The sequence below is a fragment of the Alistipes senegalensis JC50 genome (assembly GCF_025145645.1).
GTDB lineage: Bacteria > Bacteroidota > Bacteroidia > Bacteroidales > Rikenellaceae > Alistipes > Alistipes senegalensis.
Map to the genome: position 1 here is coordinate 2,142,888 of NZ_CP102252.1, position 15,552 is coordinate 2,158,439.

General features: G+C 60.4%; 7 protein-coding genes. 6 read left to right on the forward strand and 1 reads right to left on the reverse strand.

Annotated elements, in window-relative coordinates; genetic code table 11:
• Positions 1-211 precede the first annotated feature (211 nt).
• From NQ519_RS08355 to NQ519_RS08380, 6 genes are read left to right on the forward strand one after another with little or no spacing between them, the layout of a single operon-like run.
• On the forward strand, positions 212-4,030 hold the full coding sequence (locus NQ519_RS08355) for a SusC/RagA family TonB-linked outer membrane protein (protein WP_019151612.1): 3,819 nt from the start codon (positions 212-214) through the stop codon (positions 4,028-4,030).
• 13 nt (positions 4,031-4,043) lie between these two features.
• On the forward strand, positions 4,044-5,579 hold the full coding sequence (locus NQ519_RS08360; protein ID WP_019151611.1) for a RagB/SusD family nutrient uptake outer membrane protein: 1,536 nt from the start codon (positions 4,044-4,046) through the stop codon (positions 5,577-5,579).
• Between the two features lie 18 nt (positions 5,580-5,597).
• Positions 5,598-6,548, forward strand: coding sequence for a hypothetical protein (locus tag NQ519_RS08365; protein ID WP_019151610.1), 951 nt, complete (start codon positions 5,598-5,600; stop codon positions 6,546-6,548).
• Between the two features lie 22 nt (positions 6,549-6,570).
• Positions 6,571-9,159 (forward strand): zinc-dependent metalloprotease, encoded by a 2,589-nt coding sequence (locus NQ519_RS08370; protein ID WP_026076702.1) that lies wholly within the window; start codon positions 6,571-6,573, stop codon positions 9,157-9,159.
• 13 nt (positions 9,160-9,172) lie between these two features.
• A complete protein-coding gene (locus tag NQ519_RS08375) occupies positions 9,173-11,737 on the forward strand; it encodes a zinc-dependent metalloprotease (RefSeq protein ID WP_019151608.1) in 2,565 nt (854 codons plus the stop codon).
• Positions 11,738-11,749: 12 nt separating this feature from the next.
• A complete protein-coding gene (locus tag NQ519_RS08380) occupies positions 11,750-14,425 on the forward strand; it encodes a zinc-dependent metalloprotease (protein ID WP_227901146.1) in 2,676 nt (891 codons plus the stop codon).
• A gap of 135 nt (positions 14,426-14,560) precedes the next feature.
• Here NQ519_RS08380 and NQ519_RS08385 read toward each other — a convergent pair whose 3' ends face one another.
• Positions 14,561-15,481: a helix-turn-helix domain-containing protein gene (locus tag NQ519_RS08385; RefSeq protein ID WP_019151606.1), complete on the reverse strand. Its 921-nt coding sequence runs from the start codon at positions 15,479-15,481 to the stop codon at positions 14,561-14,563.
• Positions 15,482-15,552 lie beyond the last annotated feature (71 nt).

The following is a 15,552-nucleotide window of genomic DNA, read 5'->3' on the forward strand; positions in this document are numbered from 1 at the left end:
GGAATAATCCGTCACTGAGCCGCTTCGAAGGCCGATTTCAGGTTACGGATTGAAACTTCGCCGGAATAAAAAATCACTTTTTTTGCAAAAATAAGCCGTTCGGGATAGCCCGAACGGCTTATTCGATTGTTATAATAATCGTGCGAGGCAGCCCGATTCCGCTTCGGGTGCCTCGGCGGTTAGGTTAGTATTAATCCTTAAACTTTTGCGTATGAAGAAATCTTTACCTCCGGAAAAGGAAATCAGAGAACGTTCCGGCTGCGGAACACGGATGGCGGTGAAACGGCTGCTGTGTCTTGCCGTACTGCTGATTTCCGCACTTCACGTATCCCCCCCCCTCGCTTACGGCCAGCCCAAAAAGCTCTTCACGCTCACGATTCGTGACGCTTACCTGACCGAACTTTTCCTGCAAATCGAGAAGCAGAGCAACTATTCGTTCGTCTACCAGACGGACGACATCGAGGCGCTGGGCAAAAAGAACTTCTCGTGCGTGCGTTCCGATCTCGAAGCGATTCTCAAACGGTGCTTCACGGGGACGGACCTCGTCTGGGAGATCACCGACGACCATGTCGTCATCCGCCACAAGGAGGGCCAGCAGGCCAAGTCGGACCGGGTGACGATCGAGGGCCGCGTGCTGGACGAGTACCGCAAGTCGCTCGCCGGCGTCTCCGTCGTGGTCAAGGGCACGCGCTATGGAACCACGACCGATGCGAAAGGCGAGTTCAAGATCGTCGCGCCCCGTCAGAAGGATATGGTCGTCCGGTTCTCGTTTATCGGCATGACGCCCCAGGAGATCAACTACGTCGAGGGCAAGAAACTGTATGTGAACCTTCAGCAGTCATCGACCGACATCGGCAACGTCGAGGTGGTCCACACGGGTTATCAGGAGCTGACGCCCCGCGAAATGGCGGCTTCGATCGTTTCGATCAAGGCCGAGAACATCTATAACCCCGGCCTTTCGACCATCGACCAGATGCTCGAAGGACAGGTTCCGGGCCTGACCTACATGCAGAGCAGCGGCCAGCTGGGAGCTGCGCCGAAACTGCGCATCCGCGGTACGACGACCGTCCTCGGTTCGCAGGAGCCCCTGTGGGTGATCGACGGCGTCGTGCAGAGCGATCCCGTGAACATAGATCCCGAGCAGATCAACGACCTCGACTTCGTGAACCTGCTGGGCAACGCCGTGTCGGGCCTGAACCCCGAGGACATCGACCAGATCGACATCCTGAAAGATGCTTCGGCCACGGCGCTCTACGGAAAGAGCGCCTCGAACGGCGTTATCGTCGTGACGACCAAGCGCGGCAAGCAGGGCCCTCCCGTGGTCACCTACTCGTTTTCGGGCACTTTCACCCAGCGGCCCCGCTATACGGACCGTTCGGTCGATGTGATGAACTCGCTGGAGCGCACCTCGTTTTCGCGCGAGCTGATGAACAACCGGCAGGTCTATCCCAACATCACGTCGTGGCTCGGCTACGAGGCTTCCTACCGCGACTACATGAACGGCAGCATCGACTACAACGAATTCGCACGTCAGGCGAGCTACTACGAGACGCTCAACACCGACTGGTTCGACCTGCTGATGCAGAACGCCTGGTCGCACCGCCACACGCTGAGCCTTTCGGGCGGAACCTCCAATGTCCGCTACCACGCTTCGCTGGGTATGAACAACCAGCAGGGTTCGACCCTGGGCGAGAAGAGCAAGACCTACACGGCGACGTTCAATCTGACGGGCAACTACAAGCGTTTCAAGGTGACTTTCGGCATGAACGGCTCGGTGACGGACACCGACGGCGAGCCCTCCGACCTTAAGATCAACGACTACGCCTACAACACCAGCCGTGCGGTGCCCGTCTACGATGCGGACGGCAATTACTGGTCCTATCTGAGATCGACCTCGGCGAGTGCCACCAGCACCGGCGACTCCTATCCGTTCAATATCCTCGAAGATATGGAGAACAGCTACCGCAAGCAGAAGAACAACAGCGTGACGGCGCGTGCAGGCGTTGACTACGACATCACCTCGACCTTGAAGATCACTTCGCTGCTCTCCTATTCCGTGTCGAACAACTACACGGGCAACTACCACGGACAGAATACCTGGTACGGGCGGACGCTCAACAAGCGGTTCAACGCTGCGACCGACTCGTGGTATTACGAGAATACGCTGCTGCCCGTCGGCGGCGAGCTGAAAGAGACCCGGACCGACCGCCGCGGCTATTCGGCGCGTGCGGCGCTCGTCTACACCGAGAAGTTCGGCAAGGACGCGCAGCACAAGATCGACGCTTCGCTGGGTACTGAAGTCTCCTCCACCACCTACGAGGGGCTGTCGCAGACCTACCGCGGCTACGACCCCGACCGCGGCAACATCATGCAGGGAGTGACTCTCATCCAGGGTACGGGAACGGAGAATAAAGTCAATTACGATGCATACGCCGACTGGCTGCAAACGGCCGAGGCGATGGGCGTGCGCACGATCAATCGTTCGAACAACCTCGCGGCCTACATGACGCTGGGATACGGCTACATGCAGCACGCCTATTTCAGCTTCAACATGCGCAGCGACTTCTCCAACGAGTTCGGTTCGCGCGCCAATGAGCGTTTCCTGCCCACGTGGGCCCTCGCGGGACGCTGGAACATCACCGAGAACGTGTTGAAGGATGTCCGCTGGATCAATTCGATGTCGCTGCGCGCCTCGTTCGGTTCGCAGGGCAATGTGCCGAGCGTCCCCACGCGGCTGGTGATCAAGGAGGGCGGTTACAACAAATATTTCGACTCCTATTCCAAGAGCATCAGCAAGTGGCCCAATCCCGATCTGAAGTGGGAGAAGACCTACACGACCAACATCGGTCTGGACTTCGCGCTCTTCAAGCGCAAGATCACGGGTACGATCGAGTGGTACTACCGCAAGACCACCGACGCCTACATGAGCCAGAGCGTCTCGGAGGTCAACGGCATCACCAGCTACACGGTCAACCGCGGTACGCTCACCAACCAGGGACTCGACCTGACGCTGAACTTCACGCCGATCAACCGTCTGACGGAGGTCAACGGCGAGATCAAGGGTTTCCGCTGGCGTTTCGACCCCTCGCTGGGTTCGGTCATCAACCAGCTGATCGACAAGGCCGTGCAGACGCCCGAGACGACGCTCAAACACGATAACGAGATCTATTATTCGGAGTATCTGAACGGAACGATTCACGTCGTGGGCCGTCCGATCAACGGATTCTACTCCTACCGTTTCACCGGGCTCGACGGCAAGGACGGGCGTCCGACGTTCGACAATTTCAGCCAGATGGTCACCGTCACCGATCCCCGGACCGGCGAGCAGACGGAGATCACGCGCGCCAAGTGGCTGGACGAGTATTTCGATACCAACCAGCAGCGCTACATGACCGTCATGTCCTATTCGGGCACACGTGTCCCGACGATCCAGGGAAGCCTGCGCAATACGTTTACCTACAACAATTTCACGCTGAGCGTCAACCTGGCTTACAGCCTCGGGTCGAAAATCCGTCTGACGAAACTTTATCCCAACGTCTCGGGAATCAACGGCACCATCGCGCCGCTGCCGACGGAGAACGTCCGCCGCGAATGGCTTCGCCGCTGGCAAAAGGCGGGCGACGAGAAGTACACCAACATTCCGGGCATTCTTTCCGGACGCGAGTTCACGGAGACGCTGAGCCCCTGGTGGCAGAGCGGTGTGTCGGGAACCGACATCAAGAATATCATGACGTATCTTTTCAAGGACGGTTTCGCCCCCAACATCTGGCAGATGTACGACTATTCGGATTCGCGCGTCGTGAGCGGCAACTACCTGAAAATCCAGTCGATTTCGCTGCGCTACCAGCTGCCGCGGAAGTTCTGCAACAGCATCCGGATGAAATCGGGGTATCTGATGTTCACCGGCACCAACCTCTACACGTTCGCCAATTCGCGGCTCAAAGGACAGGACCCGACCACCTCGGGCGGCTCTGCGATCGCCGTGTCGATCCGTCCGACCTACTCGTTTACGCTCAATGTCTCATTCTAAAGTACAGCCCGCTATGAAAAAAATACTTGCTATTCTGTTTTCCGGGGTTCTGCTGGCCGGCCTGCCTTCGTGCGGCGACTTTCTGGAAGAGTACTCCCAGACACTCTCCTATGTGGACGATCTCTCCGATCTCGACGAACTGCTGATCGGCGGCGCCTATCTGGAGGATCGTTCCAAGGTATGCAAATATCTGTGGATTAATTATATGGACGACGACTGCAAGGAGGAGTGGTTCGGACCTAACGAGGGAAACCGTCCCATGAACTACATCCGGGGAATTTACCTCTGGGAGCGCTATCCCTGGTGGGAGGATAAATCGGTGGTGCAGAATACGGCTAACAGAGCTCCCTACGGAGGCAACCCCTCCTGGCAGGACCTCTATGTCAAAATCGCCGTGACGAACGCCGTGATCGAGGAGGTCGAACGTTTTGCCGGGGATTCGAAGACCCGAAACCTCTACCGGCAGGTGAAGGGCAGCGCCTGTTTCCTGCGCGCGCTTTACTACTTCACGCTTACGAACCTCTGGGGGCTGCCCTATGTGGCCGAGACGGCTTCGACGGACCTGGCCGTGCCGCTGAAAACCGAGTCGGCGATCAAGGCCGGCGGTTTCGCGCGCAATTCGGTGCAGGAGCTCTACGACCAGATCGTCAAGGACCTCAAGATGGCCGTAGAGTGCTTGCAGCCCGTCGAGCGCAGCAACAAGCTCTATGCCAACGCCTCGGCGGCGCGGCTGCTGCTGGCGCGGTGCTATCTCTACATGTGCGACTGGGCCGAGGCCCGGAAATGGGCCGGGGAAGTCATCGCCGACGTTTCGAACGCCACGTTCCGCATGTGCAACATGAACGATTTCACGTCCAGCGCTTATCAGACTGCGACTACGGCAGACCGAAGTTTGGCTTGGAGCGAGTACATTTTCCTGAACGGCTGGCAGGTCATACTTATGAATACGACCAAATGTCCGCAGCCCTCTTATTCGGACGAACTTTACGGTTCGTATGCCAGCAACGACCTGCGGAAGAGCTACTGGTTTTTCAAGAAGTCGTCCGGAGGCAATAGCTTTTCGCATTTCCTTTTTCAGGCGAAGATCTCTTATTTCACGCCGCTGAGTTTCACGCTGCCCGAGGCTTACCTGATCGAAGCCGAGGCCGCCGCTATGGAGGACGACTGGACGGGAGCCGCCGCCGCGCTCAAGACGATTCGTGACAACCGCATCAAGACGGGAATGGAGGATGTCGCCTACGAGACCTTTACGGGACAGGAGATGATCGACTTCATCCGCGCCGAACGCCGCCGTGAGCTGGCTTTCCGCGGCTTGCGCTGGTACGACCTGCGCCGCTATGCCGTGCTGCCCAAGTATCAGCTCAAGACCACGATCCGCCATGCCGTTTACGAGTGGGGCGACAACGCCGCCGTGCTGAGCGGTTATCATGAACTGGGCGAATGGCCCGGCGACGGGGGTTGGGTGATGCCTTTCCCGACCTATGCGTTGCAGAACAACGAGGGAATGCTGGTGGACAACGATCGTCCCGACAGAGTGCTGGTACAATAATTTATAATGAGAGAGAATATGAAAAAAGCAATATATGCGGCTGTCGCGGCGCTGCTCGTTGCGGGCTGCGGCAAGGACAAGGACCTGAGCCCGTCGGGGCTGGATCGGAACTGGTTCGCCGTGGAGGATTCGAGCGATCCCGTCGATCACCTCCGCTACGAAATCTATTCGCAGACGGGTATCGCCTTGTTCCGCAATGACACCATCGGCTCGATCGACCGCGGGCTCGACGCGCTGGGCAATCCCTACGTCTACTACGAGGTGCTGGACGTGAACTACGCCATCACCAGCCGTACCGAGGTCGCCACCTACGAGCTTTCCGAGGATGACGATGCCGTCATCGCGGGTCTCGAACTGATGCGCGACCGGGTGATTCCGATCCTGCCCGAGAAACTCTATCCGCGTTGTTTCCTGCTGGTCGGCCGGCTCGACATCGACCAGAAGAAGAACCGGAAGGGCGAAGCTTCGGCTTACAGGGGGATGATGACGACGGCCGTAGGCCGCCTGAACTCCATCAAAACCATGTCCGAAGCGGAGAAGAAGCGGTTGGCTGCCGAGATCGCGGCCGAGGTCATCTCCGTGTATCTGGTCAACGAGCGCGCGACGGAGCTGGAAGATTTCTACGCCAAGGCGTACGCCAGCACGCAGGGCGGCGATAAGATCAGTCTCTACGACTATGTTTACGACATCAAGGAGACGAATTCCAGCGCCACCAGCCCGGTTTTCAAGGACTGGAAGGAGTACGGGTTCCTGGTGTACGATACCTCGGACACCAGCTTCAACGACACCGCAGGTTCGCGGAGCTACAAGACCGTGGGACAGCGCCGCGACGTGGAGACCTTCCTGGTCGAGGTGCTGCTCGGCGACGACGACGGCTTCGGGACCACATATGCGGACTATCCGCTGATCCTGGAAAAATATGCGCTGCTCAAAGCGCTTTGGGCCGAGATCGGGGAGGAACTGCAATAAAACCAAAACTGCCGATAACTGAATGAGAAACAATCTGTTGCTGGCTTTGTCGGCGTTGTGCGTGCTGTTGTGCTGCACAGCGCCGGCATCGGCCTTTTCGGACCTTCGGAAGAGGGAGTCGAAGAAAGAGCGTGCCGCCGAGGCGAAAAAGCCCGGCAAGTACGAGAAACTGTTTGAAAAAGGGGTTGAGAAGCGCGCCTCCGGGGCATTCGCCACGTTGCACAAGGTGAATGGCAAACTCTATCTCGAATTCCCGCTGGAACTGCTGGGACGCGAGATGCTGCTCTCCTCGGCGACGGTGCAGACCAGCGACAGCCGGTTCTGCATCGTGGGCTACCGGACCCGGACGCCGATGCACCTGCGCTTCACGGTCCGGGACACGCTGCTGACCATCCTCCGGGTCAACGCCCGTCCGGACCGCCCGGACGACGGAGATCCGCAGGCCGCGGCCCTCGCGGCGCAGAACTTCGCGGACCCCGTATGGGAGGGGTGCCGGATTCTGGCCTACAACCCCGACAGTACGGCGCTCGTTTTCGATGCTACCAAACTGCTTTCGGATTGCAGCGACCCTGCGATGGAGCCCGTATCGCCCCATATCGGGACGTATGACCTCTATTTCACCCCGGACAAAAAGCTGACTTCGATTCTCGAACTGGGGGCTTACGACAAGAGCCTTTCGGTGACCACCCGCTTTTCGGGCCGGACCAGCGTCAAGGACAAAGGTGTGGTGATGTACGAAAAATATCCGCTGACCGTCACGGCCCGGCGCACGCTGTTGCTGCTGCCCGGGAACAAGATGAAACCGCGCATCTCCGACCAGCGTGTCGGGGTGTTCCTCACCTCGAAGCAGCGGCTTCCCGACGGTTCGCCGACCGAGACCTACACGTTGGCCAACCGCTGGCGGTTGGAGCCCTCCGATCCGGCGGCTTATGCCCGCGGGGAGCGGGTGAAGCCCGTCGAGCCGATCGTGTTCTATCTCGACAGCCTCTTCCCGCCGGCCTGGAAAGGGGCCATCCGCCGCGGCGTGCTGCGCTGGAACGACGCTTTCGGGAGGATCGGATTCGCCGATGCCGTCGAGGTGCGGGATTTCCCGGCGGACGACCCTGCGTTCGACCCCGACAACCTCGAATACTCCTGTATCCGCTATGTGCCTTCGCAGGTCGAGAACGCAATGGGGCCTTCGTGGGTTGATCCTGCGACGGGCGAGATCATCAACGCTTCGATCCTCATCTGCAACGACGTGATCCGGCTGGCTGCGGCCTGGCGCTTCTTGCAGACCGCGCAGGTCGATGAGCGGGTCCGCACGGCCGACATACCCGAAGAGCTGCTGATGGAGACCCTCAGCGGCGTGGCGGCGCACGAGGCGGGCCACTGCCTCGGACTGATGCACAACATGGCTGCCTCGTCGGCATTCCCCACCGATTCGCTCCGCTCGGCGGCCTTCACCCGCAAATACGGCATCACACCCTCGATCATGGACTATGCACGTTTCAACTACGTGGCGCAGCCCGGGGACAAGGGGGTGCGGCTCGCGCCCTCGGACCTGGGCGTCTACGACTATTACGCTATCGAGTGGCTCTACCGCTGGTATCCGGGCGATAAGAGCGTCCGCGAGGAGCAGGCCGAGGGCGAGAAGCTGATCGACGCGAAGGAGGGCGACCCGATGTACCGCTACGCGCCCCAGCAGGTGCTGAGCCGCTACGACCCGTCGGCCGTCGAGGAGGACCTCGGGGACGATGCCGTGAAGTCGGGCGCCTACGGCGTGAGCAACCTGAAGCTGATCGCCGCCGGCATGGACGACTGGATCGGCGGCGGCGATCCCGATTACAAGCTGCGCAAGGATCTCTTTCGGAAGATGGTCGATCAGTACCACCGCTATATCTACACGGCGATGCACAACGTGGGCGGCATCCGGCTCGACAACTCCCGCCGTTCGGTCGGGGAGGGGACGCGCTTCGTCTCCACGCCGGCCTCGGTGCAGGAGGCTTCGCTGCGCTGGGTGCTGCGGGAACTGAGCGACTGCGACTGGCTGGTCATGAAGGCCCATGCCACGGGTTATCCGCTGGGCTATTATCAGAATTACATGCAGGAGACGCTGTTCGAGTCCATGCGCAAACGGCTGATTTCGCTGTGCGCCGGGGTGACCCTGTCGTCCTATCTGGCGCAGGAGGAGCCTTTCACGGTCGGGGACTACCTCGATGTCGTCTACGAGGAGCTGTGGGAGAATGTCGTGGGGCAGAAGCCCCTGACGCCGTCGTGCCGCATCATGCAGCGTCACAGCATCGTCCTGCTCAACTCGAAGATCAAGGCGATGGGCGGTCACGCGCTGTTCATGCTGGCCTATGCGCCCGACGATGCGGACCTGGAACTGTTCGGCCTCGACCGGGCCGCCGCTGAGGGGAGCGCCTCGCTGGGCAAGGGGTACGGCTGGCAGCCGACGATCGACGTTGCGGCGCTCGACGAAACGGAGACGGCCTTCTTCACCCTGCTGACGAAGCTCCGCACGCTGCTCACCGAGCGGATGCCCCGGGTGGCGGAGGACGAAAAGACCTACTACCGGGCCATGCTTTATTCCGTGGAGCAGATGATCGGCTCCCGAAACCTGAAATAACCGCTTCTTCAAGATGATGATGAAATACATGAAACTGATCGCGGTCGTCTGTGCGGCAGCATGGGCGGTCGCCTCGACGCCCGAAAGTTATGCGGGGCCCCGCAAGCGTGCGAAGGAGGGAAAGGAACAGACCGTCCGGAAAACGCCCTACGAAAAACTTTTCGACGGCAGGAAACACACGACCGCCGTCGGCGAGCTGGTCACCCTGCACAAGATCGACGGCAAGGTCTTCTTCGAGATTCCGTTGGCCTCGATGGGGCGGGATATGCTGCTGGGAACGACCCCCGCATCGACGATGTACGTGCGCGGATGCGTCGCAGGGCTCCGGCAGCAGGCGCCGATGCACGTCGCGTTCAATCTGGAGGACAGCACCGTGGTTCTGGTGCGGCGGAACGACGCCTGGCTGCGGAAGGGCGTTTCGGAGCGCGTCGGGACGGCCGTCGCCGCGGTCGGCTGCGACAACATCGTGGGGCAATACCGGATCAAGGTCTGCAACGACGACCGGACGGCCGTGGTGATCGACGCCACGGAGCTCTTTTGCACGGACATTCCGGAACTCTCCCCGATCGGCGAAGGATACGATCCGTTCGATATTTCGGCCGTGATGAAGACCGGCCTGACCCGCGTGACCGATGTCCGGAGCTTGAACGGCGAACTTTACGTCTGCACTTCGACGCAGTACAGCGTGAGCGAATGGCGGTTCATCTTTCCGGTGGCCGTCAATCTGCCCGTGGATGTGGATGTCGTCTTCTCGCTCGTTCCCATGCCCGAGGAAAGCATGCGGCCCCGGCCGGCTGACGACCGTATCGGCCTGTTCACGATCGAAAAGAAGGTGCTCTCCGAGGAGGGCGGGCCTGTCGGCGAGGTGAAGTACGCCGCACGCTGGAACATCGTTCCGGCGGATACGGCGGCCTACCTGCGCGGCGAGCTCACGGACCCGGTGCGCCCGATCACGATGTACATGGACCCGAATATGCCCGAGACGTGGCGCGAGCCGGTGAAGCGCGGCATTCTGAGCTGGAACAGGGCTTTCGAGAAGGCCGGGTTCCGGGAGGTGATCCGCGTGGAGGACTTCCCGAAGGACGATCCCGCGTTCAATCCCTACGGCATCAACACCTCGTGCGTCTGGTACGCTCCGTCGAACATCGAGAATGCCGAAGGACACTTCTGGACCGACCCCCGCACGGGCGAGATCCGCGGCGCCACGATGGTCCTGCACCAGCACGTCGCCGCGAAGATCAACCGCTGGCGTTTCGTGCAGACGGCGCAGATCGACCCCCGGGTCCGCAACGTCGTGATGCCCCGGGAGGTGATGGACGAGTCGCTGGCCTATGTCGCCGCGCATGAGATGGGCCACTGCCTGGGGCTCGCCCACAACATGGCCGGATCGTCGGCCATCCCGGTCGATTCGCTGCGCTCGGCGACGTTCACGCAGAAATACGGCACGACGGCTTCGATCATGGATTACGCCCGTTTCAACTACGTGGCGCAGCCCGGCGACGAGGGCGTGCGGCTCACGCCGCCCGAGATGGGCGTTTACGACGAGTATGCCATCGGCTGGCTTTACCGGTTCGTGCCCGACGCCGCGCAGGAGCGGGCGACGCTCGATGCGTGGATCGCCCGGCATGCCGGCGACCCGATGTGCCGGTACGCCGCATTGCAGGACGCATCGTTCAATCGTTTCGACCCCTCGGCTCTGGGCGAGGACCTGGGCGACGACGCGATCCGCGCCGGAGAGTACGGCATCCGCAATCTGAAATATATCATGGACAACCTGCCGTCGTGGATAGGCCCGGACAACGACCCCGACGGGGCGTACCGCAAGAGCGTGGAGACCAAGCTGCTGAAACAGTATCAGCTCTATCTGGAAACGGTGTGGCGCAACGTGGGCGGAATCTACGTCTACAACCGCGGGGACCGTCCCGACGGAGCGCGCTACAAGTGCGTGCCCCGCGAGGTGCAGAAGCGTTCGGTGGAGTGGGTGTTCGGACAGTTGCTCGGCTGCGAGCAGCTCCAGAATCCCGAGGTGTACGAGAAATTCTCCATCAACGTCCCCTCGCCGCTCAAGGCCGTGAACCTGATCATGGGCAGCCTGGGGCTCTCTTACGATATGCTGGCTTACTGCAATGTCCTGTCGGACGATCCCTACACGCTGGAGGAGCTTTTCGACGACATCTACGAGAACGGCTGGAAGAACAGCATCGAGAACCGCAAGCTGACCGCCGCGGACAAGCTCTTGCAGCGCGGCCTGCTGAGAGGTTCCGAACTGCGTATCGCCGGTGTGGGCGGAACCCGTCTGGGCGCGCTTTCGTCCGACAACGGGTTCGGGGACTTTCCCGAGACCGTAGCCGGCATCGTGCCGGACGGCGAAGCGCCGCTTCGCTCCTATGTGCAGCCGATCGTCCCCGGCACCACGCAAAAGCTGTACAGCATGGACGACGAACAGACGCTGAAATTGCTGAAAAAACTGAAGACGCTGTTGGAAAAGCGGGTTGTCGATGCGGCCGATCCCGCCGACATCCCGTTCTACCGGGCCCAACTTTTCTCCGTCAACAAATTATTGAAACCGAAAAAATAAAACCACGCTAAAATGAAGAAGACTCTCTTTATCTGCATGCTCCTTGCGACGGCCCTGCTGTATGCCCAGCCGTCGGCGGCCAAGAGCAAAAAGAAAAAAACGGCCAAGACCGAGCAAAGCCAGGCCGACACGGTCAAAAAGAAAAAGATCTCGCCCTACGAAAAGCTGTTCAGGGGCAAGAAGTGCGTGAAGGCCGGCGAGGGCTTTATGACCCTGCACATCGTGGGCAGCAAGCTCTACTTCGAGATGCCCCTCGCCGAGATGGGCAAGGAGATGCTGCTGGCCACGACCGTGACCGAGACCACCGACAACACGGTGGCCATAAACGGCTACAAGGCCAAGACGCCCCTGCACATTTCGTTCTCGCTGGGCGACAGCGTGGTTTACATGCACCGGATCAACTCCCGCGTGAGCTACGATACCGACGACGAGCGGATGCGCAGTGTCGCCGGCCGGAACTACGGCAATCCGATCGTGTCGAGCTACAAGCTGCTGGCCTACAACCGGGACAGCACGGCCGTGGTGTTCGACATGAGCAACCTGTTCAACGGCAGCGACAATTCGACCTCCCCGATCCAGGAGGGCGGCTTCCCGATCCTCCTGCGTGCCTCGGCCAACAAGTCCACCGTGGATATTTACGATGTCAAGTCGTTCGAGGACAACGTCGCCGTCAAGACTTCGATGACCTACAACGTGAGCGCGAAATCCGTGCTGGGCGGGACGCTCTTCTCCGACAAACCCGTGACGCTCAAGGTGACGCGCACGCTGATGCTGCTGCCCGAGGAGCCGATGAAGCCGCGTATCTCCGATTCGCGCGTGGGAGTTTTCCTCACCCTGAAGCAGCACATTCCGGCCGACGGCGAGGAACTGGTTGACTACTCGCTGGCCAACCGCTGGCGGCTGATTCCCTCGGACAAGGAGGCTTACGCCCGCGGCGAGCTCGTGGTTCCGGAGAAGCGGATCGTCTTCTACGTCGATACGCTCTTCCCCAAACAATGGGTGGCACCCATCAAGGAGGGCGCCTTGCGCTGGAACAAGGCTTTCGAAAAGATCGGTTTCAAGGATGCGGTCGTGGTGCGTGATTTCCCGGCCGACGACCCGAAGTTCGATCCCGACAACCTCAAATACTCGTGCATCCGCTACGTCCCCTCGGCCGTCGCCAACGCTATGGGCCCCTCGTGGGTGGACCCCCGCACGGGCGAGATTCTCAACGCCTCGGTGCTGGTTTACAACAATGTGATCAAGATGCTGACCCAGTGGCGTTTCGTGCAGACGGCGCAGGTCGATCCCCGGGTGCGTGCCAAGACGCTGCCCGAAGATGTCGTCTACGAGTCGCTGGCCTATGTGGTGGCGCACGAGGTGGGCCATACGCTGGGCCTGATGCACAACATGGCCGCTTCGGCAGCCTATCCCGTCGAGAAGCTCCGCGACCCGGCCTTCACGCAGAAATACGGCACCACGCCCTCGATCATGGACTATGCGCGCTTCAACTACGTGGCGCAGCCGACCGACAAGGGCGTGAAGCTGACGCCTCCCGAGCTGGGCGAGTACGATTACTACGTCATCAAGTGGCTCTACTCCTACCTGCCGGGCGACAAGAGCGCCCGCGAGGAGGCCGAGACGCTCGAAACGTGGGTGGACGAGAAGGCCGGCGATCCCATGTACCGCTACGGCAAGCAGCAGGTGGCCAGCCGTTACGATCCCTCGGCCTTGGAGGAGGATCTGGGCGACGACCCGCTGAAAGCCAGCCAGTACGGTATCAAGAACCTGCAATACATCTCGTCGCATCTCAACGAGTGGATCACCGACGATCCCACGGGCGAGCACCGCAAGGCATTCTACGACCAGATCGCCAAACAGTATGCGCGTTACGTGAACAACGTGCTTTATAACGTGGGCGGCATCTACCTCACCGAAGCCAAGGACGGCACCAAGGCCCGGCGCTTCGAATCGGTTCCCCGCCAGCGGCAGAAGGAGTCGCTCCGCTGGGTCCTGAAACAGATCAGTTCGAACGAGTGGCTCGACAACGACGACATCTGCCGGCGCTTCGGTCTGAACATGAAGTATTCGCCCGAGATCAACAACGCGCTGGCCGCGACGCTGACCAAGCTCTACATGAACGTGACCCTTTCGTCGTTCGTCGCCGGGAAGGACCCCTACACCGTGGCCGAGTTTTTCGGCGACCTCTATACGGGCGTGTGGGACAGCGCGATCAACAACCGCAGGCTCACCAACGGCGACAAGATCGTCCAGAAGGCCGTCGTCAAGATGATGGGCACTGCGGCCAGCGCCGTCGGTGCGAAGAAACCCTCGTCGCTGGCCGACGGCATGGTCAGCTTCGAGGAGGCTTATGCCCCCTCCGTCGATCGGATACTGCTCTACGGACTGGACGAGGGAGGACAGGCCGCACAGTTCGAATCGGAACTGCGGCGTATCGAGGAGGAGCAGGGCAGCCGCTATGTGGCCGAACGTCTTTTCGAACGGAATTTCGGCTACGGCTACGCCTGGCAGAACTGGGTGCGCTCGACGGTGATCGACGAGGCTCCGGTCTATTATCTGGAGATGATGCTCAAAGTCCGGTCGCTGCTCGCTCGGCGGGTCGATACCGCTCCCGTGCAGGATCGTCCCCACTACAAGGCGATGCTTTACGCCGTCACCCAGATGATCGACCAGACGGATTACAAGTAATATGTGAATCCGCTGCGATGAAATGCCGGACCGGAAAGGCCGCATTCGTACTGCTCCTCGCGGGCGGCACGGTGCGGCCTTTCGCATGGGAGCGGGCCGCCGGGCATCCGGACGCCGGCCGGCGTTGGCCGACGGCTATTTCCCCGTCCGGTAGGCGGTCGGGGTGAGGCCGGTGTGCTCCTTGAAATATTTGCCGAAGAACGACTGGTTGGGAAAGCTGAGGTAATAGGCCACCTCCTGAATGCTCATCGTGGAGTATTTCAGGAGGTTTTTCGCTTCGAGCACGACGTAGTCGTCGATCCAGTCCGAGGCCGTGCGGCCCGTCGTCTTGCGGATGATCGTCGTCAGGTATTTGGGCGTCAGGTGCAGCTGCGCGGCGTAGAACCCGACCGAGCGGTGCTGCATGTAGTGCCTGGCCAGCTCCTTCATGAACTGGTTGAAATACTCCTCGTTGCGGCTGCGGGCCGAGGCGGGCAGGACGGCCGCCGCCGAGATGTGGCGGTCGATGACGCGGCAGACCTTGTAGGCCAGCGTGCGGATGACCGAGCGCATGACCTCGTCGGAATAGAGGTCCGTGCGCGGTGCGGCCCCTTCGGCGTCGATCTCGGCGAACGACCGCGTGATGCCGTTCCACTCCTCTTCGGTCAGCCGCAGGCAGGGCTGCTCCTCGACGCAGAGGAACAGCCGCGACAGCAGTTTGAAGTCGATGTTGATGCGCCGGATGAACTCCTCCTCGCACATCACGGCGTAGACCGAGGATTCGCGCTCGACGGACTCCATTTGCAGGATCGAGCCGGGAAGGTGTACGAAGAGCGTCCGTTCTTTCAGCGTGTGGTGCCGCAGCCCCGAGGTGAAGGTGATCGAACCTTTGGAACAAAAAACGATGGCGAAGGCGTTCAGACGGGTCGGGTAGCGGAACAGGCCGATGTTGAATTCGTCCGTCACATCGACGCGCGAAGCGATCACGCAGCCATCGTAATAGAGGTCTCCCGGGCGCAGGGTGTTGGCTTCGAGAAGCGTGGCGAGCGAGAAACTCCGGATGTTCTTTTCGTTCATTTTATGCTTGATTTTTTCGCAAATATAGTAAATCGGGAAACGGTTTTTCGCCGAAAGGTACGAAATCGAAC

Excerpts from the sequence above, each read along its gene's own strand:
- NQ519_RS08365 (WP_019151610.1), top strand. The coding sequence starts at position 5,598 with ATGAAAAAAGCAATATATGCGGCTGTCGCGGCGCTGCTCGTTGCGGGC.
- NQ519_RS08355 (WP_019151612.1), top strand. The coding sequence starts at position 212 with ATGAAGAAATCTTTACCTCCGGAAAAGGAAATCAGAGAACGTTCCGGC.
- NQ519_RS08380 (WP_227901146.1), top strand. The coding sequence starts at position 11,750 with ATGAAGAAGACTCTCTTTATCTGCATGCTCCTTGCGACGGCCCTGCTG.
- NQ519_RS08360 (WP_019151611.1), top strand. The coding sequence starts at position 4,044 with ATGAAAAAAATACTTGCTATTCTGTTTTCCGGGGTTCTGCTGGCCGGC.
- NQ519_RS08385 (WP_019151606.1), bottom strand. The coding sequence starts at position 15,481 with ATGAACGAAAAGAACATCCGGAGTTTCTCGCTCGCCACGCTTCTCGAA.
- NQ519_RS08375 (WP_019151608.1), top strand. The coding sequence starts at position 9,173 with ATGATGATGAAATACATGAAACTGATCGCGGTCGTCTGTGCGGCAGCA.
- NQ519_RS08370 (WP_026076702.1), top strand. The coding sequence starts at position 6,571 with ATGAGAAACAATCTGTTGCTGGCTTTGTCGGCGTTGTGCGTGCTGTTG.